This window comes from Methylobacter sp. BlB1 (assembly GCF_015476545.1).
Classification (GTDB): domain Bacteria; phylum Pseudomonadota; class Gammaproteobacteria; order Methylococcales; family Methylomonadaceae; genus Methylobacter.
Window position 1 is genome coordinate 1 of record NZ_JADMKV010000035.1, and the last position, 23,893, is coordinate 23,893.

15 protein-coding genes are annotated in these 23,893 nt (G+C 51.0%); 10 read left to right on the forward strand and 5 right to left on the reverse strand.

Translation table 11 applies throughout. From position 1 onward, the window contains the following. Nucleotides 1-37: 37 nt before the first annotated feature. The 3 genes from IT781_RS13635 to IT781_RS13645 all read right to left on the reverse strand — a co-directional run bounded on the left by IT781_RS13635 (nucleotide 38) and on the right by IT781_RS13645 (nucleotide 5,588). The gene (locus IT781_RS13635) at nucleotides 38-649 is read right to left on the reverse strand and encodes a response regulator transcription factor (RefSeq protein WP_194970718.1); all 612 of its coding nucleotides are present in this window, start codon (nucleotides 647-649) and stop codon (nucleotides 38-40) included. After that, the gene (locus IT781_RS13640; RefSeq protein ID WP_194970719.1) at nucleotides 639-2,492 is read right to left on the reverse strand and encodes a PAS domain S-box protein; all 1,854 of its coding nucleotides are present in this window, start codon (nucleotides 2,490-2,492) and stop codon (nucleotides 639-641) included. The genes IT781_RS13635 and IT781_RS13640 overlap by 11 nt, the downstream gene beginning before the upstream one ends. Before the next feature lie 117 nt (nucleotides 2,493-2,609). After that, nucleotides 2,610-5,588, reverse strand: a complete 2,979-nt coding sequence (locus IT781_RS13645) for a CheR family methyltransferase (RefSeq protein WP_370527001.1) — start codon at nucleotides 5,586-5,588, stop codon at nucleotides 2,610-2,612. 554 nt (nucleotides 5,589-6,142) lie between these two features. On the opposite strand from IT781_RS13645, the gene IT781_RS13650 reads away from it, so the two are divergent. From IT781_RS13650 to IT781_RS13680, 7 genes are all read left to right on the forward strand, one after another. Beyond that, nucleotides 6,143-6,316, forward strand: a complete 174-nt coding sequence (locus IT781_RS13650) for a hypothetical protein (RefSeq protein WP_194970721.1) — start codon at nucleotides 6,143-6,145, stop codon at nucleotides 6,314-6,316. A 387-nt stretch (nucleotides 6,317-6,703) separates the two neighbouring features. Further along, nucleotides 6,704-8,851, forward strand: coding sequence for an EAL domain-containing protein (locus tag IT781_RS13655; RefSeq protein WP_194970722.1), 2,148 nt, complete (start codon nucleotides 6,704-6,706; stop codon nucleotides 8,849-8,851). 172 nt (nucleotides 8,852-9,023) lie between these two features. Next, nucleotides 9,024-9,224, forward strand: coding sequence for a DUF2934 domain-containing protein (locus tag IT781_RS13660; protein WP_194970723.1), 201 nt, complete (start codon nucleotides 9,024-9,026; stop codon nucleotides 9,222-9,224). A 95-nt stretch (nucleotides 9,225-9,319) separates the two neighbouring features. Continuing rightward, on the forward strand, nucleotides 9,320-10,060 hold the full coding sequence (locus IT781_RS13665) for a hypothetical protein (RefSeq protein ID WP_194970724.1): 741 nt from the start codon (nucleotides 9,320-9,322) through the stop codon (nucleotides 10,058-10,060). Between the two features lie 241 nt (nucleotides 10,061-10,301). Continuing rightward, nucleotides 10,302-12,251 carry an ATP-dependent zinc metalloprotease FtsH gene (ftsH, locus tag IT781_RS13670; protein ID WP_194970725.1) on the forward strand — a complete coding sequence of 650 codons (1,950 nt, stop codon included), beginning with the start codon at nucleotides 10,302-10,304 and terminating at the stop codon, nucleotides 12,249-12,251. After that, complete coding sequence (locus IT781_RS13675) at nucleotides 12,248-13,228, forward strand: zinc metalloprotease HtpX (protein WP_194970726.1); 981 nt, start codon at nucleotides 12,248-12,250, stop codon at nucleotides 13,226-13,228. Before ftsH ends, IT781_RS13675 begins: the two co-directional genes overlap by 4 nt. Nucleotides 13,229-13,846: 618 nt before the next feature. Continuing rightward, nucleotides 13,847-15,592, forward strand: coding sequence for a multicopper oxidase domain-containing protein (locus tag IT781_RS13680; protein ID WP_194970727.1), 1,746 nt, complete (start codon nucleotides 13,847-13,849; stop codon nucleotides 15,590-15,592). Between the two features lie 91 nt (nucleotides 15,593-15,683). Here IT781_RS13680 and IT781_RS22395 read toward each other — a convergent pair whose 3' ends face one another. Beyond that, a complete protein-coding gene (locus IT781_RS22395) occupies nucleotides 15,684-18,350 on the reverse strand; it encodes a hypothetical protein (RefSeq protein ID WP_228779146.1) in 2,667 nt (888 codons plus the stop codon). A gap of 46 nt (nucleotides 18,351-18,396) precedes the next feature. Next, a complete protein-coding gene (locus IT781_RS22400) occupies nucleotides 18,397-19,959 on the reverse strand; it encodes a DEAD/DEAH box helicase (RefSeq protein WP_228779147.1) in 1,563 nt (520 codons plus the stop codon). Between the two features lie 452 nt (nucleotides 19,960-20,411). Between IT781_RS22400 and IT781_RS13690 the strand changes: the two genes are divergently transcribed. The 3 genes from IT781_RS13690 (at nucleotide 20,412) to egtD (ending at nucleotide 23,823) form a co-directional block, all read left to right on the forward strand. Next, the gene (locus tag IT781_RS13690) at nucleotides 20,412-21,464 is read left to right on the forward strand and encodes an alpha/beta hydrolase (protein ID WP_228779148.1); all 1,053 of its coding nucleotides are present in this window, start codon (nucleotides 20,412-20,414) and stop codon (nucleotides 21,462-21,464) included. An 84-nt stretch (nucleotides 21,465-21,548) separates the two neighbouring features. Continuing rightward, the gene (egtB, locus tag IT781_RS13695; protein ID WP_194970728.1) at nucleotides 21,549-22,856 is read left to right on the forward strand and encodes an ergothioneine biosynthesis protein EgtB; all 1,308 of its coding nucleotides are present in this window, start codon (nucleotides 21,549-21,551) and stop codon (nucleotides 22,854-22,856) included. Further along, on the forward strand, nucleotides 22,846-23,823 hold the full coding sequence (gene egtD / locus IT781_RS13700; RefSeq protein ID WP_194970729.1) for an L-histidine N(alpha)-methyltransferase: 978 nt from the start codon (nucleotides 22,846-22,848) through the stop codon (nucleotides 23,821-23,823). The genes egtB and egtD overlap by 11 nt, the downstream gene beginning before the upstream one ends. The last annotated feature ends 70 nt before the right edge of the window (nucleotides 23,824-23,893 follow it).

Sequence of the window (23,893 nt, forward strand, 5' to 3'; positions counted from 1 at the left end):
TCTATAAATAATCGGGCACTGGGGCTTTTTCTCCGCGTTAGCGGCTTCGTCCAACCATCAATTCGGCCAGATTTTCGGCCTGCATTTTTTCCATGATATGGGCTCTGTGTACGTCAATGGTGCGGTTGCTGATATCGAGTATTCTAGCGGCTTCTTTGTTGGAATGGCTCCTGACTATCAGGTTCAGTACTTCTCTCTCGCGTGTTGTTAAATGACTGAGACGCTCGAGTATCTTGTTTTTCTCTCTGAGTTGCTCTCTAACTTGAGCATCTTTGCTCAGGGCTTCTTCAATGCGGCTCAGCAATATTTCTTCATTGAACGGTTTTTCCAGAAAATCGACGGCTCCGGCTCTGAATGCTTTGGCCGAATCGGGCACATCCGCATGGCCGCTGATGAAGATAATGGGAATATCTATGCTTCTTCTGATGAGCTCTTCCTGAAGATCCAGCCCGCTCATGGACGGCATTCTAACGTCCAGAAGCAGGCAGCTTGGCTGTTCAGGATCATAGTGGTCCAGAAAGGATTCGGCCGATTCGAAACTCATCACAGGCTGTCCAGTTGATTCGATCAATATCGTCAGCGAATCACGCACGGCGAATTCATCATCAACTATATAGACTATAGGAGTCGTCGGCTTGTTATGCGTCATTAGATTTCCTCCGTACAGGTATAGTGAAATAAAAAGTACTGCCTTTTCCTGCCTTGCTGGCGAAATGCAATGAACCGTCATGGGATTTGACTATAGATTGGCTGATGGACAATCCCATTCCCATGCCGGACGATTTGGTCGTATAAAAAGGCGTTAATATTTTCTTTTGGCTGGACTCGCCGAGTCCGTGGCCGTTGTCTTTGACCTTTACTTCGATAAAATTCTCATCATTCAAAAGTGTCTGAATGAAGAGCTTTCGTTGTTTGTTATGTGCCACGTCTTTCAACGCATCGATGCTGTTTCTGACAAGATTTAGAATGACCTGTTCAATTTGAACGCTATCGACATAAATACTCGGCAGATTATCGGCCAGGTTGAAAGACAGCTGGATATTGTATTGTTTTAAATCTGTTATTGACAGGCTGACCGCATTTTCGATCAGCGCATTGATGTCGGCGGTCGACCGATGTATTTTTTTGGACCTGACAAAGTCCCGCATGTGATGGATGATCTGTCCGGCTTTCAGCGCCTGGTCATGGGTTTTTTCCAGAATTGATCTGAGTTTTGCCAGATCGGGTTGATCAGCCTGAATGAAACGCAGACAGGCCTGCGCGTAATTGACGATCGCTGTCAGCGGCTGGTTGACTTCATGAGCGATGCCCGATGCCAGTTCCCCCATCAGGCCGAGGCGCATGACATGGGAAAGCGCTTCCAGATGCTCTTTCTGCTGCAATTCCTGCATCTTGCGCTGGGTGACGTCACGGACAATGCTGGTGAAATAATTCTGGCCGTCGAGCGTAAATTCAGCGATGGATATATCCAGCGGCACTGCAGAGCCGTCTTTGCGCATGCCCTCAACCTCGCGAATGCGGCCCAGCACTTTGGGCATATCGGCTTCTTGCCGATAGCTCTTTCGCTCACGATGAGAGCATTTATCCTGCGATAAGGGCATGAGTTTGTTGATGCTGCAACCGATCAGTTCTGCTTCCGTATAGCCAAAAATGGTTTCTACCGCCGCATTCGCGGAAATGATCTTGCAGGACATATCGCAGGTGATGATGCCTTCTACAGACGCATTGAAGATGGAATTAAGTTTAGCCTCGCGTTCCAGTATCTGCTGCTTGGAATGCTTGAGCTCTTCAACCAGTTGGGTTAGGTTCTGATTGCTCAGCGACAAATCGCAATCTTGCTTGAGCACCTTTTGAGCCAATTTCTTATTGAGATTGGCTATGGTTTCTTCAGCGCGTTTGCGCTCCGTAATGTTGTTTAAAGTCAGCCAGATTTCGCTGTCATTATTATTGATGTCATTGATTTTACCCTGACATTCCACATGAGTGATCTCGCTGCCGTCACTCTTGAGCCGGACATCCAATGACTGATGAGTGCGTTCCGTTGCCAGCCTGCGCAGGAATAAATAGTACGGGTCCTGATCGCTGGCATCGATATATTGCGCCAGTTTCCTGTTGATCAGCTCCTCAATGGGATGATTCAATAGACGCGTCGCAGTCAGATTGGCCTGCAGGATAACGCCGTCTTTATTGAGGGTCAGATAGCCAACCGGAGAAAGGTTGTATAAGTTGGCATACAGGTCGCGTGAGGCGAGCAGCTCCTGATGCGTTCTGTTCAACTCCTCATTCTGGAGCTCAAGCTCTATCTGGTGGACCTGAAATTCGAACAGTAGCTTTTGAATTTCCTGGCTGGACATGCGCGTAATGTCGGTTCCGGATTTGTTAAGCATCGTTTCCGCCCGATTGCGGAGATTCTCGCGATACTGGACAAGCAGGTTCTCCGCATCTGTCTGGAGAATTTCGTAATCGATATTCCCGTCGAATGAATTAAACATGGCGATTTATTCCAGCGGATAAGTGAAAAAGTGAACGCCTGCGGTTGGGGCAGGCGCTCGCCGGATTTATAGTGCGCAATTTTTGCCTATGCGCCGGAGAAATTAGGACGATTGTATTCATGGGTTATCCCGTTCGACATCTTCAATGGCTAACAGAATGCGTCTGGCATTGGTCGATGACTGCTGAAGCAAGCGGCCATTGAGGGTTAGATGTTTTTTTCCTATGACAGGGCATTCACACGTATAGTTAAACGCATCGAAAGGCGTATTGCTGTTTAATGTTTCGTATAAATGGCCGCGTAATTGATCCGAATCCCAGGCCGACCTATTGATAGTGAAAAAAGATTGTCCTGTCAGGTCTTCATGGGACGGATTGAAAGCCTTATGAAACGCAGGATTGGCGGTAATGATGCTGAGATTTTCATCGAGCACCAGCAGCGGGTTGGATACGGTATTGACAATCGCGCTGGCCATACTGGCGTCCAAAGCCGCCTGTTCGGCTTTCTTCAGTCTGTCGATGTCGATAAACGTAATAACCAGCCCGTCGATCATGTTTTCCGCGGTTCGATACGGCAGGATGCGCAACAGATACCACGCACCGTTTGTGGACTGCACTTCTGCATCCTTGTAAATCAGTGTTTGCAACACCGCTTTGGCATCATCTATCAGGTGGGCATATTTAAGACTTGACGCTAGGTCGCCGAGCGGCCGCCCTATATCGCTGTTGATCAGATGGACAATATTGATGGCCGATTTGGTGAAGCGTCTTATTTTGAGGTTATTGTCGAGGAAGATGGTTGCAATATTCGTGCTGTTCAAAAGATTTTGCATATCGTCATTGATCTTCGATAAGGCATCGACCTTTGTTTGAAGCTCGCTGTTGATGGTATTTAATTCCTCATTCAAAGACTGCATTTCTTCCTTGGAAGTTTCCAGTTCTTCGTTGGAGCTTTGCAGCTCTTCATTGGCCGATTGCAGTTCTTCGTTCGTGGACTTGAGTTCTTCGTTCGATGTTTCCAGTTCCTCGATAGTTGCGCGCAGTGATTTTTTAGTAGAAAGCAGTTCATGAGCGAGCTGCTCCTTATCGTTTTTATTGATCAGGATCGGGAAGACAGCTGGCTCGCCAGTTTGTGAGCCGGCATCTTTATGATGCGGATGAAAACTGACCAGGAACAGATCCTGTAGTGCTTCTGGCTCCAGGAGCCTTACCAGCTTCAGGTCGATCGTTTCAAAACCGTTATTGGTTTTGACCCTGATTCCACTATTGATGATTTCCATATCGCCCTTTTTTTGGACTTTACGCAGCGATGTTGCTAATGGCACGCGCAAGCCCTCTCTGGCCATTTCGATGATATTCCAGTTGGGCTGGCCTTGCGCAGGTTCCAGATAATTTCCTGTATGGCCATGAATGTAAATAATTCTGCCGTGTTCGTCGATGATAATGCAGACCGGGGCATAGCGCTCCAGCAATAACTTCTCAATTTGCCGGGCGATCTGGCCGGGCTGGGAATCGAGTTTGTGTGATTTATGTTCCATTGATGGTGCGTTTTTGGCGCTTGTCGGCAACAGACGGGGTTTGGATGTCGGCAAACCGGCCTGGATATCTTTTCGCTGATAGATCTTGCTCTTTTTGTCAACAACTGAGAACAGATGATCAAAATTGCCGATCGACTCGGATGTGCCAAGAAACAGGAGGCCGCCTGGCTTCAGAGTGTAGTGGAAATGCGGAAAAATCTTTTTTTGCAGTTCGCCGTCCAGATAAATAAGCAGATTACGGCAACTGATCAAGTCGATGCGGGTGAATGGCGGATCCTGAAGCAGATTCTGCGTGGCAAATATCACGGTATCGCGAATTTCCTTGGCGATACGATACTGGCTGTCTTCCCGTTCAAAGTAGCGGGTCAGGCGATCCGGCAAAACATCGGTTTCAATGCCGCTTGGATAAAGGCCTTCCCGTGCCTGAATGATGGATGACTCGTCCAGGTCGGTGGCAAAGATCTGAAAGCTGTAAGTTTTGCCATGTGTTTCATTATATTCTTTAAACAGAATGGCAAGCGAGTAGGCCTCCTCGCCGGTGGAGCATCCCGGAACCCATACGCGCATTTCGTAATTGTCGGGTTTATTTTCAAATAGTTTCGGCAGGGCAATATTTTTTAATGCCGCGAATGCGGGTTCGTCTCTGAAAAAATTAGTGACGTTGATCAACAGTTCCTTAAACAGTTTATCTATTTCAACAGGGTTCTCCTGCAGAAACTGCACGTAAGCGTTCATGGTCTGAATATGATGGATATTCATGCGCCGGCTTATGCGGCGGTTGACCGTGGTAGGCTTATAGGCAGACAAGTCATGGCCGGTGCGGTTGCGCAACAGGATAAAAATTTTTTGTAAAGGTTCGGTGGCAGCTAACATTTCCGCCGGTTCCAGCGTTTGAAAATTGTTGAAGCAAGGTGCATCAAAATATTGAAGCAGTTGTTGTCCCATTTTTTCAACGGGCAATACAAAGTCGACATCGCCCCTTGCTATCGCACTCTTGGGCATGCCGTCAAATTTTGCAGTTGCAGGATCTTGAACCATGGCCATGCCAGATGCGCTTTTGATGGCTTTTAGCCCCAAAGTGCCATCGGTACCGGTACCTGAAAGAATAATGCCGACACTCATTTCTTTTACATCTTCCGCCAGGGAATGAAAAAAGAAGTTTATAGGCATACGCATTGTCTCATGATCGGTTCTGTCCATAAGATAAATTCGACGATGGAATACGGCGAGATTTTTCCCGGGAGGACATACGAATATATGATCTTTTTTCAATGGCATACCGTCTTCGGCAGCAATCACAGGAATTTTGGTAAATCCAGCCAGTAAATCAGGTAGCAGGCTAATGTGTCTGGGCTGTTGGTGAGATACTACGATGAAAGCAAAACCGTTGTGCAACGGCAGATTGGAACAGAATGCTTCTAATGCTTGCAAGCCGCCGGCTGACGCTCCAATGCCGACTACAGGTAATAGAGAGCTTACTAAATGCTTTTTATGCTGTACATCATGAACACTTGATCTAGATGTGACTTTTGGCTCTACTTTGCTGTTGCCTGACTTCACAGAATAGGTCCTCTAATTTGCTACCTTGCTGAATTATTTTGGATTCTTGTTTCATTTCTTCATGTTTTTGGTGAAGGATTTCAGCTTAACACCCGATTAACCTTAAAAACAAGCGCTCTATCAAGAGCTTTGATGCCCTGTTTGAGAGAGGGTGCGCAGTATCAATAAATATGAGTAATTAAGGAAGCATCAGAACCAGTGACCTCAGCAAAGCGGCAGTCGAGTTAATCTACGAATTTTCCAGAATGAGCGTTCTTCAACAATTGCGGACCCATTTTCTCGAAACAGAATCTCAATTTCGTCTACGTGTAAGAAAATTACTACATTTCCCAATGGCTATATATGCGTAAAAACACTTAGGTGAATATACGAATGTTTTAATCAAGCTCTTTCTTTTATAAATATAAGACCATTTAAATAGTTTTAAGTTTAGCTTTGCAGGACTGCTTTCAAATTGAGTATCTCTTTAGGATTTTTATACATAATTTATCCAAATAGATAGATTTTCAGATTTAAATGGTTGTTGAAAATTCAGATGAAATAGCGAGTATAAAATGTCGGCTAATATTAATGCACTTAAGCAACAGAAAAGTTTTGATTGGCATTACGAAATTGACGAGGTTGATATTGAGTTAAAGGAAAAGAGATTTATGGATGATGAGTTCGAGTATTACAAATCCACAAAAACCAAATCCAAGAAAAAAGTTCGCCAAGACAGGCAAAAATAAATTAAGTGAAATTCTGTAGATGATCGAATGTCAATTGGGCGAATTATCCGGCAAGGCATCAACCGGAACATCCGGAGAATCATGGCGGCCGTAAGAGTAAATCAAGTCATTATCAAATAACAACATTAAAGATTAAGTTAGATTTGACTGTTTTCCCTTCATTACGATCTGGCAAAGAATTCCAGCCATCTATGTTGTAAGGCAGGCGTGAAGAGATTTATTCAAAGGCTTGAGTAAATCTCTTCAAAGTTGAAGATTGGGACCCAAGTGGGAAAATCACTATGTTGATCCAGCATAAATATCGCTATACAAGTTACCAGGAATGTTTGAAACATCCTGATGCAATGACGCCTTTATCGTGCGAAGTGATGAAGGAGTAAATGGGCTATGTTCAATTTATTTAAGGACGAATCGCAGAATGTTAATTCATTTTTTCTGTTTATGCAGAGCTTGGTGAATCGCAATCTGGCCGCTGAGGCCTTAAGAGTGAGCGAAACCAGGTATCGGAATTTACTGGAAAATATGGATACGGGCGTTGTATATCTAAATAATACTGGGACAATCATCTCTGCCAATCAGGCGGCAGAGCAAATTCTGGGCTTGCAGTCGGATGACATGATGGGGCGCGCATTGACCGAGACCTGCGCCAGGATTGTCAGAGAAGACGGTTCGATTCTTCCTCATGAGCAGCATCCGGCCATGCTGGCTTTACGCACCGGAAAACCGGTGGAAAATGTCGTTATGGGTTTTTTAAATCACGCCCGACAAGATCATACATGGGTGATGACCAGTTCCATGCCGGAATTCCGCCCGGGAGAGCGACAACCCCATCAGGTTTTCATGACTTTGAACGATATCACTCAGCGTAAATTGGCCGAGGAGGAGTTAAATCTGGCATCGGTTATCGTCAATAATACGGGTGAAGGCATCATTGTCGCCGATCAGGACAACAACATCATTTCAATCAACCCTGCTTTTACGATTCTAACCGGTTTTTCCCGGCAGGAGGTTTTCGGCAGGAAAGCCGATTTTCTGCAATCCAAAAAAAATGCCATAAAAATCAATGATGAGCTCCACAAAAGCAGAAAAAATAGGCACAGTTGGCAGGGCGAAATGTGGCATCGGCGTAAAAACAGCGACGATTTCCCTTGCTGGACAACCATCAATCAGGTCAAGGATGCGCAGGGTAAGACAACGCATTATGTGTATGTGGTTATGGATATTACCCATCTTAAAAAGGCTCAGAATCGTCTCGGATTTCTGGCTTATCATGATCCGCTGACTCAACTGCCCAACCGGATGTTATTAAAGGATCGCATCAATCATTCCCTGCAAAATGCGCGGCGGGAAGGCTCGCTGGTGGCTGTGCTGTTTCTTGACCTTGACCGCTTCAAGATCATCAACGATACCTATGGGCATGCCGTCGGCGACGGTTTGTTAAAGGAAGTGGCAAGGCGGATCAAGAATCTGGTCAGAAAGGAAGATACCGTGTCACGTTATGCCGGTGATGAGTTTATCGTGCTTATGGAAGACTTTTTGGACGCGAAAAGCCCCGCCAGATTGGCTAGAAAACTGATTGAAACATTTAACGACCCGGTTGAAGTCAAAGGTCACCGCTTGCAAATAACCACCAGCGTAGGCATCAGTTTGTTTCCACGAGATGGGGACGACACTGACAGTTTAATCAAGAATGCCGATGCCGCTATGTATCGCGCCAAAAAAGAAGGGCGCAATAACTTCCAATACTATAACCCGGAGTTAACGACGCAGGCTTTTGAAAAAATGGCTATGGAAAGCGATTTAAAACAGTCGATAGATAGAAATGAGCTGGTTTTATATTACCAGCCGCAAATCTGTCTTACGGCCGGAAACATTGTCGCTATCGAATCGTTAGTGCACTGGCAGCATCCGACTATGGGCTTGATAAATCCTGCACGCTTCATTTCCATAGCCGAAGAGAGCGGCTTCATCCTGGCTATGGGCGAATGGATGATAGAAACGGCTTGTAAACAGATGAGGCATTGGCTGGATGAAGGCGCGCCGATGAACAAAATAGTGGTGAATGTGTCGGCGGCTCAATTGCTGCGTTCCGATTTTGTGGCTACCGTTGAACGCATACTGCGCACGCACGGGCTTTCACCTCATTGTCTGGAACTGGAAATTAGCGAGAACAGTTTTATGGACAATGTCGAACCGATCATCAAGGCTTTAAATGGATTGGCCGAGGCGGGGGTAGATTTGACCATCGCTAATTTTGGCAAAGGCTATTTTTCACTCATCAATTTAAAGCGTATACCGGTAAAAAAGCTGAAAATTGACAGTTCATTCATATCTGAAATGTTGCGTAATTCCAACTACGAAGACATCATACGCTCCATGATAGCCTTGGGGCACAGTTTGGATTTAAAAGTTATTGCTCCGGGTATTGAATCGGAAGCCCAGCAAAAGCTGCTGGCAGAGTTGGATTGCGATATGGGGCAAGGCCATTTTTATTATCCTCCTGCTTTGCCAGACGCAAATTTCTTTGCAAAATGATGTTGTGAAATTGATACATTTTAAAAAATTAAACAACGTTATTTATTTTTGCAACTGATTCTAAATGTTTGATTAATTAGGCAATTGCTAGGTAATTGTACGGATTGTTGCCAACTCCGTCTGTTCATAGAATAGACTCCAATGAATATTTCTTCGCACTTTAGGAAGAAAGATGAAAGATGATTGCAAAACCATGCAACACATGCCCAAGACAGCTATCAACCCTGATACGTTTCAGGAAATGGTGGCAGAACGCGCTTATTCCAAAGCCGAAAAAAGAGGTTTTGCAGCAGGACACGAACTCGAAGACTGGCTTGAATCCGAAGAGGAAATTAAAAATCAATGTTTCTACTGGTTTCAGGATGCGGAGTAGCTTTTTGAAACGGAGTTTTTTACTTCCTTAGTCTTTTTACCAAACACATTAAGTGATGCATGAACACACGGAATCTCCTAAACATGGTATTCAATATGAAGCGAAACAAAATAATTGACGTTCCCAGTTTTGACAATAAACTCACAGAACACAAGCAATGCGTCGCTTTCCATGAAGCCGGGCATGCAGCGGCAATTTATCTGAACAACAAGGCCCAGAGTCTGCCTCCGGTTTTCTTTCAGATTTTATTCAAGGATATAGGAGCGGTTTCGGAAGGCCCTAAAAACGTTTATCACATCGCCCATGATGATTGTATTGCCAGAGTGGAAGGCGGACGGTTAATTCAATCATTGCCTTATTCCATGGATGAGTTTCTGGATAAATTGGCTGGACATGACGACATGGCTCAGGCAGTGAAGGATTATGTCACGGCTTTCGAGGCAGACATCGTTAATCTGCTTATTGGTCCTCTTGCCGAAGCCAAATACATTGCTGATGCCGATAATGAGCTATTCAATCATCGTCTGGTCAATTTAAACGCATTGAAGAATTATGGCGGACGTTCTGATATCGCATCGGTCTATGAATATTTACAAAGTTACTCCCCCAGTAAACAACGGCAGGATGAAAAACTGGACGAGTTGTTTAATGTCGCCTTTGACTTCATAAACGACTATGAAAACTGGAAAGCAATTTCCAAGCTGGCCAATTACATTATCGACTCTGATAAAGATACGATCAGCTGTGAGGAGGTTATTGCCGTGCTTGAATCCACAAACGCGAACGAGTTTGCGGAGGAGGCAGCGCAGCCAGATTGCTATGTAAAATATGCCTGATTAAGGTGTGACTGCTCTTTGATGGGGATAAGCCGTTGTATAACCAAATTAATAGAGTTCCCTGGACGATTGAAAGTTATTTTTTCTCTATCGCCAAAAGGGCTTTTCGGATACGGGAGCGGATTTGTTGACATGCTTCAGATTCATGGACAGGCAAGTATCTATCGATTGGCGGCCAAGGCCGTCCCACATTAAAACTGTGCCGCTTCTAATACAACGTTTAGGTTGAAGGAACTGTACAATGGATAAGCCGGTAAACAGCATTAAAAATCTATTGAATAAGTTATACAACTATTTGAAGGATTTGCTAATGGCCGGTTCCAGCTCACTCTCCAAGGAAAAGCCGGAGGTTGAGCTTCATAAACCCATCGACGAAAAAACGCCCGACTCCAAACAGCGAAGAATCATTTACCTGGCGCTGTTTTTCATAGTGTTATTGTCTTTGTTTAACAGCATCCAGGAAATTCAGCGGGATGAAATCCCTTATAGCCAGTTTCTGAAGTACGTAAAAGAAAAAAAGGTTGAAAAGGCTGTTGTTACCGACCGCTATATTACCGGCGTGATTAAATCGGACGATCCGCGCGAGCCGTCCAGGCCTTTCATGACCATTCCGCTATTACAGGATGATCTGGCTAATTTGCTGGAGCAAAACAACGTCGAATATGTAGTCAGAAGCGGAGAGAACTGGTTGACCAATATTTTGTTCAACTGGGTCATCCCGATTTTAATATTCGTTTTTATCTGGTCCTGGATTATTCGCCGCACCACCGGCGGACAAAGGGAATTCCTGAATCTGGGCAATAAAATCCGTATTCATCAGGATACGCTGCCCAAGATCACCTTTGACGATGTGGCCGGCGCCGACAATGCCAAACAGGAACTGAAGGAATCCATCGAGTTTTTGAAATCGCCGGAAAAAATACAAAGACTGGGCGGGCGCATGCCCAAAGGCATATTGCTGGTCGGCCCGCCCGGCACCGGTAAAACGCTGCTGGCACGGGCGGTCTCCGGGGAAGCGGGCGTGCCTTTCTTTAATATCAGCGGTTCGGAATTCATTGAATTGTTTGTCGGAGTGGGCGCAGCCCGGGTTCGCGATCTTTTCGAGCAGGCACGCAACAAAGCCCCCTGCATGATCTTTATCGACGAGCTCGACGCCATCGGCCGGTCGCGCAGCGGGCCTGTCATGATAGGCGGCCATGACGAGCGTGAACAAACCTTGAACCAGTTGCTGACCGAAATGGACGGTTTTGATACTTCGGTGGGCGTGGTCGTCATGGCGGCAACAAACCGGCCCGAAATTCTGGATAAGGCGCTGCTGCGCGCCGGACGCTTCGATCGCCAGATCATTGTCGATAAACCGGATTTGCAGGACCGCATCGAAATTCTGAAGCTGCACACCCGAAATATGGTTCTGGCTGATGACATCAATATCGAGATCATCGCCAAACGCACGCCGGGGCTGGTCGGCGCCGACCTTGCCAATATTGCCAATGAAGCGGCGATCATAGCGACCCGGGTCGGCCATAACAAAGTTGAAATGGAAGATTTCGAAGCGGCTATAGATCGCATACTGGCCGGACCTGAAAAGAAAAACCGCGCCCTCAGCCCCGACGAAAAGCGCCGGGTCGCCTACCACGAAGCGGGGCATGCGATGGTCGCCGAGCATGTGCCGACCGGACAGCCGGTGCATAAAATTTCCATTATCCCCCGCGGTGTATCGGCCCTTGGCTTTACGCTGCAATTACCCGTCGAGGAAAAGTTTCTGTCCACCGAAGATGAGCTCAAGGATCAGTTAGCTATTCTGATGGGCGGACACGTCGCAGAAGAATTCATCTTTGGCAACATCTCGACCGGCGCCCAGAATGACCTGGAAAGGGCCAGCGAGATTGCCCGCAACATGGTCTGCAGTCTGGGCATGAGCAAAAAACTGGGACCGTTGACCTACGGCAAACGGCAGCAACTGCAGTTTTTGGAGGCAGAAACACCCGAAGTCCGCAACTTCAGTGATGAGACCGCTCGAATTATCGATACCGAGGTCATGGCGCTGATCGAAGAAGCTGAAACGCGTGCCCGCGGAGTGATTACAACCAACAGAGAGGTATTGGACAAACTGGCGAATCTACTGCAAGAAAAAGAAGTTGTTAACAGAGAAGAAATTACAGACCTACTTAAAAGCGAGATGAAACAGTGAATACGCAAGCAATCTGGGAGCAAAAACAGCTCAATCATCACCGCCTGAGCAATTTTTTTCAGTCGTTGATTTTATACGTCACAATGCAGTTCCTGATCTCCCTTGTCAGTTATTTGTTATGGGGTATGGAAGGATTGAAATGGGCGGCGACTGTTGGCGCAGTTCTGTTGCTCATCGGCATCAAATTTATGCCGGGAATTATCCTTAAACTGTACAGGGCGCGGCCGATCGTTCATGATGAGATTCCCGGTTTACAACAGCTGGTCTCGGAATTGGCGGCGCATGCCAAGCTTGGAGCCGTGCCGCAACTGTATTATGTGCCCAGCCGTACCATGAATGCTTTTAGCGTAGGCAATCACGACAAATCCTGCATCGTCCTGACTGACGGCCTGCTGCGTACGTTGAGCCGGCGCGAACTCATCGGCATCCTGGCTCACGAAATCGCTCATATCGGCAACAATGACAATCAGGTGCTGAGCATCGCCGACATGCTCAGCCGAATGACCAGTTTGTTGTCTACGTTTGGCCAATTATTGCTGCTGATCAACCTGCCGATGTTTTTTCTGGACGGCGCCATAGTGCCTTGGTCAGTGATTGTAATGATGCTTTTTGCTCCGATTATCAATAGTCTTTTGCAACTTGCGCTGCCGAGAACGCGCGAGTTTGAGGCGGATACGCATGCGGTATATCTGACAGGCGATCCTGACGGATTGGTAAGCGCATTATTCAAGATGGAATACTACGGTGCAGGCTTATTCGAATGGTTGTTCCTGGCTGGACACGGAACACCTGAACCGTCCCTGCTGAGAGCGCATCCCGCGACTGAGGAACGAATGAGAGAGCTAAAGTCTCATTTCAAAATAAGCAAAAACCCATCCAATGATGCTTCCGATGAATCCAGACTGCTTACCATTCCTCTGCATGTGCAGAGAGTTCAACGCAGGCCGCGCTGGCGAATAGGCGGCATGTGGTATTAAAGTCTGAAAACTTAATATCGTATTTTTTCACCTTTCAGTTGATCTTATCGGTTCATAGAAACCAGGACTCCGATTGAGTTGCACGACTAAAAACAGATAAATTCGCCCTTTTTTAGATAAAAAAGCAGAAAAACAGAGCCGATCAGGATAAAAATAACCTTAAAATTATAGTGGTTAATTTCTTGACGGGCTGGTAAGCTTCTTTTATTGAATTAGGTGTTGAGTGGGAACTGTTTTTAACTGTCAGAGTCGAAGTCTCTGTCAATACGATGCGACAGGCACTGACCAGATGTCTTGTGTAAAGTAGCGAATGTTTATTAAGGATGAGAGAGAAGTTGCAACGTCGGTTTGATGCCGGCCAAGCGGGTAATCAATCATTAATAGAGAATAAATAGTCTGTCCTCTAAAGCCCACTATGCAGTTATCAGATTACACCTCAATGGTTTGATCGTCATTCATACACCCATCACAAAATCCTGAAACCATTGCCATTTTTATTTTATTCGGGCGTTAAGAAAGAATTTTGCGCCATATTCGTTTAAAATAGTTGCTTTAGTATTCTTTCCGTTTTATATAGCGGCTAGTTATTTTATAAGTGTAATTTTCCGAGGTCATCCTATGCGTAAAAAACTTCTTACCATTAGTTGGGGCACAGCGATGCTCCTTATGCCTCCCTGGATACAGGCAGCTAATGATTTACCACCTTCGGCCAAAGTTGAAATGGGAGAGGTGGAAGAGGTATGTTCTGACTTCACGCCAAAAGAATGGCGCCAGGAACAGGTTATTGATGGGGTAACGATACAGGAGTCGCGGTTATGCAACCCTGACAACCCTGCCGATATCGCCGCTTTTGTTAAAGGCACGAACGGCGTTTCCATGCAAACATTAATGGAAACCCAACTGGCTGCCGACGCTATCACCATGTCCGACGATATGGATGGCGACGGCGACCCTGACAAGATTGTTATCAAACTCGAAGTTATCGAGTTGAACGGTCATTCGCCTGACAGCACTGAATTGACTACCCAGTTTGACATAGCACCGGGCATAAAACCGACTTTCTGGGTTTTCGCACCTAAAACACGCGATATGTCGACCCTGAGCTTGTACGAACCCCAGGCCAATCCGCTGCTGCGTGCGCCGTCTCCTGCTATCCGCGTCGAACAGGATGACGTCATCTGGCTGGTGCTGGAAAACACCCATTATCTGCCGCATTCCATCCACCTGCACGGCATCGATCACCCTTTCATGGATCATAGCGGCCATGGCAACGACGGTGTAGGCCAGACCAGCAACATGGATACGATGCCTGGAGAAACCAAAACTTATGTGATTAAGCCGCGCCAGCCTGGCACCATGTATTATCACTGCCATGTCCAGCCCCATACGCATATTCCTATGGGCTTGCAGGGGATGTTTATTATTGAGGAAAACCGCCCGAACAACTGGGTGCAAACTTTCAACGTTGGCAACGGCCAGGTTCGTCATCCCTCTGTGGCAGTCCTGGAAAAATATTCCCGGGAATACGACCTACATTATCAGTCTGCAGACAAGGAACTGCATGAAATTGTCGCCCGGTCAGCCAATGATCCGCGCCTGATCGCGAAACATCTGAACGTCGATTACGACGTGACCGACGCGACCGACGACTACTTCATGCTGAACGGCCGTTCATTCCCTTACACACTAAGGGAATCGTTGATCGAAATGGAGCAGGACAAGAAAGTCAAACTGCGCATTTTAAATGGCCATACCGAAGCATTTGCCATGCACATTCACGGGCACAAACCGACCATCACGCATTATGACGGCGTCGATAACGGCCCCGATTCGTATATTACGCGTGACGTGCACGGCATGGTTCCGGCTCAGCGGATTGACCTGGAGCTGAGCGGCGTCGATGACGGCTTGCATAGTTTCGGCCAGGGCATCTGGATGTTCCACGACCACGTCGAGAAGTCCTTTACAACCAATGGCACGGGCGAGGGCGGCGATATCAGCCTGGTGGTCTATAAAGACTTTCTTGATGAGAAAGGCATTCCCAAATCGCATGGCATGAGCCTTGCGCCTTACTTCACCAAAGGTTTCTGGCAGAAGAACTATCCAATCTGGCAGGACTATGATGCATGGCGTAGCTTGGGCTTGCCTGAAGTGAAAGGCGTCACCGATCAAAAAGCCGCTCCTGCACAAACAACAGCAGCGCCTGCTAAACAAGCAGCTGCAGCCTCCGCGCCGGCTGTTGAAGAAGGTTCGGCCATTGGCAGACTGTTCAACGGTATCCTGTTGGGTCTGTTGAGCTATACGCTGATCGCCAAACGGAAATTCATTCTCGAACACCTGCGCAAGCTGACGAAGCAACAGTAACGGTGTAACCGGGAAGCGCCGGGTTAAAATCCGGTGCCTTGTTAAACAAAAAGCCATCGCTGGCATATCGGCGATGGCTTTTTTATGTCTTCTAGCGCCGGCGCAATAACGCATTCTTGAGCTGCCATTGGTCTTGCGGCTCGATGTCTGCCAGAAAATTGATTTTTCCCTGAGCGCCGATGGCTATCGGGACGCCGTCACGGTACAGAATGCGCCGGCCGGCCTGCGCCGGCAAGCGCACTCCGGGCGTGATGATGCCGGTCAGATTCAACGGGTCGGCGGCGCTGATGGCGATCAGATCGCCGCGTTTCGCTTGCTTGCGGATCTCGCGCAGAACGCTGACCGCCTCTGGCAGCGCATACTGCTCGCCGGCAAAGCCCTGCACGAAGCGCCCGCCGCGCAGTTCGCCGCGCGCTTCCATGCGCCGGAACACATACAGCAGTTCCCGCCAGCTCGGCAGGTTGTTTTCCTGTTCCAGCACTTTCCGGAACACGACGCCATAACGGCGCAGCAAAACCTGGGCAATATGCTCGCAATGCTGATGGCGCTCCGTTTCGGCTATTGTATGCCGGCGGATCAGTGACCAGCGGCCGGCCTCCGCAAACGGATCGTAGAATGAATAGCGCTGGCTGAGCCGGTGCTGGGTTTTCTGCTCCGTGATCAGCGTGCGCAGGCCCTGAAAACTGTCGGCCGTGATCAGGCCCCAGGCGCTCAGTTCAGCCAGCGCTTCTTCCAGTTGCGACTTCAGCAGGTCGGTTTCGCTGAGCAGTTCTTCGAAGAAACTGGCGCCCCATTGTTTTAACGCATCATGGACTTTCTGAGCTTTACCCGACAATTCCAGCGTTTCAATATCGGGTAATGACGAATAGGCGCGCCAGTGCTGCAGGTGCGAGCGAGCAATGAAACTGAAGGCCGTGGTCTTGCCGGCCGGGCTCTTGCGCTTCGGGGTTCCGACCGGCAGGTGCAGGCGCAACCAGCTGATTTTGCCGGCACTGCAGAGTTTATCGAGATCGGACGCTGCATAAGGTCTGATGCGGACCGGCAGAATATCGGCTTCCCAGCTGGCTGCCGGCAGGCTTAAACCTTCCAGCTGCAATAAACGCTGTTGCAGCGCGGTTTCGCCGGTGCCGGGATCGTCCAGCCCCTGCCAACGGAACAGAAAACGCATGAAGTCAGCCGGCGCGACAGGTTCGATCTCGTTGCGCAGCTGCTTCAGCGTGTAACGGTGGATGCGGGCCAGCAAGCCGCGCTCGCACCATTCTGTGGTTTCGGTGCCCGGCGTGAACTTGCCCTGGATGATGCCGCCTTCCTGTTGTAGGGCGAGCAGGGCAAGTTCAATTTCAGATGTGTTGAGCCGCATCGAGGTGGCCAGCTGCGCAGCCGTAACCGGCCCCAACCCTTCCATCCGGCTGCTCAGGATTTCGACAAGCGCGCTTTCCCGGTCTGCGGCCTCGTTCGAATCCACAGGCCGGATTGCCGGATCGATCCTGGCATCGGGGAAAACCCATTGCAGCGCTTTCAACCGTTCGGCCGCGACCCATAGGTGCGCATCATCGGCTATAGTCATGACCGTTGCGCGTCTGGCTTTTGTCAGCGTTTCCAGCAGCTCGGGCCAATAATCCTGCTGCGCTGCCAGCGAACCGCGTTTGCCTTCGGCTTCGGTCAGAAAACCCAGCACCACCAGCGCATCATGCAGTTCGTCTGGCGTTTGCGCCTCGGGCCAGGCTTCCATGCGCACGCGCGCGATCGCTTCGGGATTCAGATGGCCGGTTTCGGCAGCCGTTTGCGGGTCCATGAAACGGCGCTGCTGTACGGCCAGCGTGCGTCGTTCTTCGGCGGGCGCATCGTCAAGAAACGCATAGGGCCGCGCGTTCAGGATTTCCAGCGCCAGCGGCGAAGGGCTGGCCAGTTCGCGCGCAACGATGCCGACCGTACCTTGTTCGATGCCGGCCAGCAGGCGCTCCAGGCCGCCGATATCCATCAGCTCATGCAGGCAATCGGACAAGGTCTGGTTGACCAGCGGATGGTCGGGCACTTCGCGGTCGCCGGCGATATTTTCAAAACAGGCGAGCTGATCGGGAAAGATCACCGCGATCAGGTCCTCGGCGTTGTTGCGCTGGAAATAGGCCGGGACTTTCTTGCCGGCGCGGTTGCGCGGCACGGCCAGGGCAGTGTTGGCAACCCAGCGCCAGCGCGTCGGAAACATCGGCGCGGCCAGCAGCGCCTGAACCAGTATGTCTCTGACGGTCGCGGCTTTCAGATACTGCGCAGGCTCTTCCAATAGAAAACTGTGTGTCGGCCCCAGCGACAGTACGATATTGTCTTCGCTGGCCGCGGCCTGCAATTCGAAGTTGAAGCGTCGGCAAAAGCGTTTGCGCAGCGACAGTCCCCAAGCCCGGTTGATGCGCGAACCGTACGGCGAATGCACGACGAAATGCATGTCGCCGGTTTCATCGAAGAAACGCTCGAACACGATGCGCTGCTGCGTCGGCAATACGGTCAGCGCTGCCTTGGCGGCGGCCAGATACAGCAGCAGCTGCTCGGCCGCGGCGGCAGGCAGTTGCAGTTCGTCGGCCAGATAACGGTAGGCCGCTTCCTGCCCGAGTTCGAGTTTGGCGTCCAGCGTCGCGCGCAGGTCCGATACGGCCTGCGACAGTTCGTCACTGCGGCCCGGCGCTTCGCCGAACCAGAACGGAATATTGGGCGGCTGGCCGTGCGCATCCTCGACAAACACGCGGCCCTGCTCGATTTTGAGCATGCGGTAGGAGTTGTTGCCGAGCTGGAAAATATCGCCGGGCAGGCTTTCAAACGCGAAATCCTCGTTCAGGGTGCCGACGAACAGGCCTTCCTTCCGGCTGCATGATCACATCGTAGTCGAACTGGTCGGGAATGGCGCCGCCATTCATCAGCGCGGTCAGCTTGGCGCCCTTGCGCGGCCGCAGCAGGCCATTGACGGCATCGCGGTGCAGGTAGGCGCTGCGCCGGCCGCGCTGCGTGTGGAAGCCGTCGCTGAGCATTTTGACGACGTCGAGAAACGGCTCGTAGCTCAGCTCGCGGTAATGCCAGGCAGCAGCGAAGGCTTTGAACAGCTCGGTTTCCTGCCATTCGCGGCAGGCGACTTCGGCCACAATCTGCTGCGCCAGCACGTCCAGCGGCGCATCGGGTATCAGGATGCGGTCCAGTTCATCGCGCTGAATCGCAGCCAGCATGGCCGTGCATTCGACCAGATCGTCGCGCGACAGCGGAAACAGGCGGCCTTTCGGCACGGCGCCGAGCCGGTGGCCGGAGCGCCCGACCCGCTGTAGGAACGTCGAGATCGCATGCGGCGAGCCGAGCTGGCAGACCAGGTCGACATCACCGATATCGATGCCAAGCTCCAGCGATGCGGTCGCGACCAGCGCTTTCAGCGAGCCCTGTTTCAGGCGCTGTTCGGCCGACAGCCGGTGTTCCTTGGCGAGGCTGCCGTGGTGCGCCGTGACGTACTGATCGCCCAGCCGTTCGGCCAGGGCCGCGGCCGCGCGCTCGGCCAGACGCCGCGTGTTGACAAAGATCAGCGTCGTGCGGTGCTGTCCGATCAACTCCTCCAGCCGGTCATAGATCTCGCCCCAGACTTCGGCTGCCATGACCGCTTCCAGCGGCGAGCCGGTGACTTCGATCTGCAAGTCGCGCCGGCGCACGTGGCCCGTATCGATAATCGTGCAATCGGTTGCTGTCGTGCCGGTCAGATAGCGCGCTATCGTTTCGATGGGTTTCTGCGTGGCCGACAGGCCGATGCGCACGGGCGGCGTTTTGGTCAGCTGCGCCAGACGCTCCAGCGACAGCACCAGATGCGCGCCGCGCTTGCTGCCGGCCAGCGCGTGAATCTCATCGACGATAACGCTGCGCACGGTGCTGAGTATGGCGCGCCCCGAATCCGACGTGAGCAGGATATACAGCGATTCCGGCGTCGTGACCAGGATGTGCGGCGGCCAGCGCTTCATGGCGTGGCGCTCGGCCGGCGAAGTGTCGCCGGTGCGCGTCTGCGCGCGGATCAGCACGTCGGGCAGGCCAGCGGCGGCCAGGCCCTCGCGGATGCCGCTCAGCGGTTCTTCCAGATTCTTGTGGATATCATTCGATAACGCCTTCAGCGGGGAAATGTAGAGAATGCGCGTTTCATCGGGCAGCGGCGATTCCAGCCCCTGCTGCACCAGCTGGTCGATGGCGGCCAGAAACGCCGCCAGCGTCTTGCCCGATCCGGTAGGCGCCGCGATAAGCGTGGAATTGCCGGCGCGTATGGTCGGCCATGCCTGACGTTGCACGTCCGAGGGCGCATTGAAATGCGCTTTGAACCATTGGGCGATAACGGGATGAAACGATGTTAAGGGCATGGCGCTGAGTGATTGCGGGCGATAAAATAATTTGATAAAGAGGTCAGTGACATACAGAGCTCAGTTTCAACAGGTGCATAGTCTAGCATTGAAAGAGCATGGTGGGTGTCCGGAGTGAATGGAAGCGTTTTGTATTTGCCGATACAAAAGACTCAGACGATGCCTGGACAGGAAGCGCCCCTTCATTAACCGGCTTATTCCGTTTTTATGGCTGAGCAGGGGCAAGGCAGCGAAGCGCTCTTACATCCGTTGAATCGGCAATCGTTGCGGCACGGGAAAAAATATTCAACATTTAATTTATGTTGCAAGTTTCTGTATTTAAAAGTACTCCTAATATTGTCGTCATCTTGTCTGAGTCTCTATTGCAACTTGTGCCCCGGTTAACCCTCTATAGAACGATCCCATTGATTTTTAAAAACGCAGTAACAAAAACAACGTAGTAAATCTTCCGCATGCTAAAACGCCTTATTTTCCCTTCAACGCTCAGCTTGTCTATGTTGATGCTGACGCTACTTTCAACCTGCCCCTTTCTTTCAGGCTGTACTCCCAGGATTTACAAACCCGGCCCCTATGTCCTCAATGGCGGACAAATACTGGAAAACCGCTATGTAACGTCCGATGGCATTGAATTACCGCTCAGGCAATGGCTGCCCGAGCATAGCAAGGCGTCGGCGGTGCTGATAGCGCTGCATGGCTTCAACGACTACAGTCATTTTCTGCAGCAGCCCGGCGATTTTTTCCGGCAACAGGGCATTATCAGTTACGCCTATGACCAGCGCGGCTTCGGCGGCAGCCCGCATCGGGGCTTATGGAGCGGCGTCGATGCCTATGTGCAGGATCTGGACTTATTCGTGCGGCTGATCCGGAACAAACATCCAGGGCTGCCGGTTTACTTATTGGGCGAAAGCATGGGCGGGGCCGTCATCATCGCGACCATGGCGCGCTCCCTGAAAACGCCCGTGGATGGGTTGATTCTGGCCGCGCCGGCTGTCTGGGGACGGGAAACGATGCCCTGGTATCAGCAGACGCTATTATGGGCGTTATCGCATACCATGCCCTGGCTGACATTGACCGGCAAAGGCGTCGTCAAAGTCACGCCGTCCGACAATATCGAGATGCTCAGAGCGCTGAGCCGCGATCCAATGGTCATCAAGGCCACGCGTGTGGAAGCGATGTCCGGCCTGGCCGACCTGATGGACATAGCATTGCACAGCGCCAAGCAGATAGAAGCCGATACGCTGGTTCTGTATGGCGATAAAGACGAGATTGTGCCAAAACAGCCTACTTACCGCTTTCTGCAGGATTTTCTGCAAACCCGTCAGCAGCGAAAAAGGGTCGCCTTTTATGAAAACGGTTATCACATGCTGCTGCGTGACCGGCAGGCCCCGATTCTATGGAACGATATCGTCGCCTGGATCAAATCATCGTCAGCGCCGCTGCCTTCTGGCGCCGATAAATACGCCGAACAGGTACTGGCGGCTGCCAATGGGGATGACAACTCCTGACGGAATATAGGGAATTCCCGGATTGACTTGAAAAGCATCCGGATTTAGGATGCCAGTCAGTTTAACTCTGATGAGGAGTTCAGCATGCGCCGTACCGATTTTGCAATTCCCCGCAGTTCGGCAGTACTGGATCAGGCCCTTTCGGGCGAAGTGCTGGCGCAATATCAGGTCGTCAGGCATGAAACGGAACAGCTGTGCGAGCCGCTCGCCATCGAGGATTACGGCATCCAGGCCATGCCCGACGTCAGCCCGCCGAAATGGCATCTGGCCCATACTTCCTGGTTTTTCGAGACCTTTCTGCTGGCGCCTTATCTGCCCGGTTATCAGGTTTTTCATCCCCGCTTCGGCTACCTGTTCAATTCCTATTACCAAACTGTCGGCAGTTTTTTCCCGCGTCCTCAGCGCGGCTTGCTGTCTCGGCCGACCGTCGAGGAAGTCTACCGCTACCGCGCCCATGTCGATGGCGCGATGGCGGAACTGCTAGCCAACACGAATGATTCCCGGCGCGATCAGATCATGTTCCGTACCGTGCTGGGGCTGCACCATGAACAGCAGCATCAGGAACTGCTGTTGACCGATATCAAATATAACTTCGCATTCAATCCGTTGCGCCCGGCTTATCGGCCAGCGCCCGAGCCTGTCGGGAAACCGCCGGTTTTGATGCAATGGCTGGGTTATGACGGCGGCCTTCGAGAGATCGGTTTCTCGGGCCCAGGCTTCGCCTATGACAACGAAACGCCCCGGCACAAGGTTTTTTTGGAGGATTTTCAATTGGCCTCGCGCCTGGTGACGAACGGCGAATTTCTGGCCTTTATCGAGGACGGCGGTTATCGGCGCGCCGATTTGTGGCTCTCCGACGGCTGGGCGGCCTTACAGCAAAGAGACTGGCAGGCGCCGCTTTATTGGGAGAAGCCTGACGGCGAATGGTGGACCCTATCGCTGGCCGGACTCAGACGCCTGGATCTGAGCGAGCCCGTCTGTCATGTCAGTTTTTATGAGGCCGATGCCTATGCGCGCTGGTGCGGCAAGCGCTTGCCGAGCGAAGCGGAATGGGAGGTTGCAGCCCAGGACTACGAGCCGCGCGGCAATCTGCGCGAAGCCGGCTTCCTGCAGCCTGTGGCCGCCGAAGACGGCACATGGAACGGACCGGTCCAGTTGTTCGGCGATGTCTGGGAATGGACGCAAAGCCCTTACCGGCCTTATCCCGGATTTCAGCCGCTGAGCGGCTCGCTGGGCGAGTACAACGGCAAATTCATGTGCAATCAGATGGTGCTGCGCGGCGGTTCCTGCGTAACACCTCAGTCGCACATCGCGGCCACATACCGCAATTTCTTTTACCCTGCCGACCGCTGGCAGTTCATGGGCATACGGCTGGCCGGCGATGCAGACTGAGCTGATCGGACCGCACCTTCGGTTTTCGGACCTTAAGCCGCCGCCGGCTGATTTCCGGCGCGAGGTCGTCGAAGGACTGCGTCTGCCGCAGAAGACGCTGTCGCCGAAGTTTTTCTATGATGCCGAAGGCTGCCGGCTGTTCGAGGCGATCTGCGATTTGCCCGAGTATTACCTGACTCGCACCGAAATCGGCATTCTGACCGAACACGCAGAGGACATCGCCCGAACCCTGGGGCAGGACGGCACGCTTATTGAATTGGGCAGCGGCAACAGCCGCAAGGTCCGGTTGTTGCTGGAGGCGCTAAGGCCGGCTGTTTACATCCCGGTCGACATTGCCAGAGAGCACTTGCTCGCCGCCAGCCGCACGCTGGCGGCCGATTATCCGTGGTTGGATATTCATGCGGCCTGCCTTGATTACTCGGAGCGTTTCGAAATGCCGTTTTTGCCGGATGCGCAAAGGAAAGTCATTTTTTTTCCGGGCTCCAGCATCGGCAATTTCGAGCCGGCGGAAGCGGAAAACCTGCTGCGTGGCATAGCGCAATGCGCGCAGCCCAATGGCGGCCTGCTGATCGGCTTCGATTTGAAAAAAGATGGGAATATATTGCAGGCGGCCTACAACGACAGCGCCGGCGTAACGGCGCTGTTCAACCTGAACCTGTTGCGCTGCATCAACGCCAAAGCGGCGGCGAATTTTGCCCTCGACCGTTTTCACCATCATGCTTTCTACAATGAGCCGCAAGGGCGCATCGAGATGCATCTGTGCAGCGAATCCTGTCAGCAGGTTGTCGTGGCTGGCGAAACGTTTGATTTTCTGGATGGGGAGTCCATTCATACGGAGAATTCCTACAAATACGGGATCGAGGAATTCCGGTCTCTGGCCCTCAGCGCCGGATTCGAGCCGGGGCACTGCTGGTGCGACCGGGACGGATTGTTTTGTGTGCATTACTTTGCCATTGGCAGTGCTTAAATATCAGGGCTAGGATCAGATGTGGGGGCGACTAAAGTCGCCCCCACATTTTTAAACTCCGACGTTTCCG

What these genes read in the sequence shown, in the direction of transcription:
- IT781_RS22400 (WP_228779147.1), bottom strand. Translation starts at nt 19,959, where the DNA reads ATGCCCTTAACATCGTTTCATCCCGTTATCGCCCAATGGTTCAAAGCG.
- IT781_RS13660 (WP_194970723.1), top strand. Translation starts at nt 9,024, where the DNA reads ATGAAAGATGATTGCAAAACCATGCAACACATGCCCAAGACAGCTATC.
- IT781_RS13665 (WP_194970724.1), top strand. Translation starts at nt 9,320, where the DNA reads ATGAAGCGAAACAAAATAATTGACGTTCCCAGTTTTGACAATAAACTC.
- IT781_RS13640 (WP_194970719.1), bottom strand. Translation starts at nt 2,492, where the DNA reads ATGTTTAATTCATTCGACGGGAATATCGATTACGAAATTCTCCAGACA.
- IT781_RS13655 (WP_194970722.1), top strand. Translation starts at nt 6,704, where the DNA reads ATGTTCAATTTATTTAAGGACGAATCGCAGAATGTTAATTCATTTTTT.
- IT781_RS13680 (WP_194970727.1), top strand. Translation starts at nt 13,847, where the DNA reads ATGCGTAAAAAACTTCTTACCATTAGTTGGGGCACAGCGATGCTCCTT.
- ftsH (WP_194970725.1), top strand. Translation starts at nt 10,302, where the DNA reads ATGGATAAGCCGGTAAACAGCATTAAAAATCTATTGAATAAGTTATAC.
- egtB (WP_194970728.1), top strand. Translation starts at nt 21,549, where the DNA reads ATGCGCCGTACCGATTTTGCAATTCCCCGCAGTTCGGCAGTACTGGAT.
- IT781_RS13690 (WP_228779148.1), top strand. Translation starts at nt 20,412, where the DNA reads ATGCTAAAACGCCTTATTTTCCCTTCAACGCTCAGCTTGTCTATGTTG.
- IT781_RS13635 (WP_194970718.1), bottom strand. Translation starts at nt 649, where the DNA reads ATGACGCATAACAAGCCGACGACTCCTATAGTCTATATAGTTGATGAT.
- egtD (WP_194970729.1), top strand. Translation starts at nt 22,846, where the DNA reads ATGCAGACTGAGCTGATCGGACCGCACCTTCGGTTTTCGGACCTTAAG.
- IT781_RS13650 (WP_194970721.1), top strand. Translation starts at nt 6,143, where the DNA reads ATGTCGGCTAATATTAATGCACTTAAGCAACAGAAAAGTTTTGATTGG.
- IT781_RS22395 (WP_228779146.1), bottom strand. Translation starts at nt 18,350, where the DNA reads ATGCTCAAAATCGAGCAGGGCCGCGTGTTTGTCGAGGATGCGCACGGC.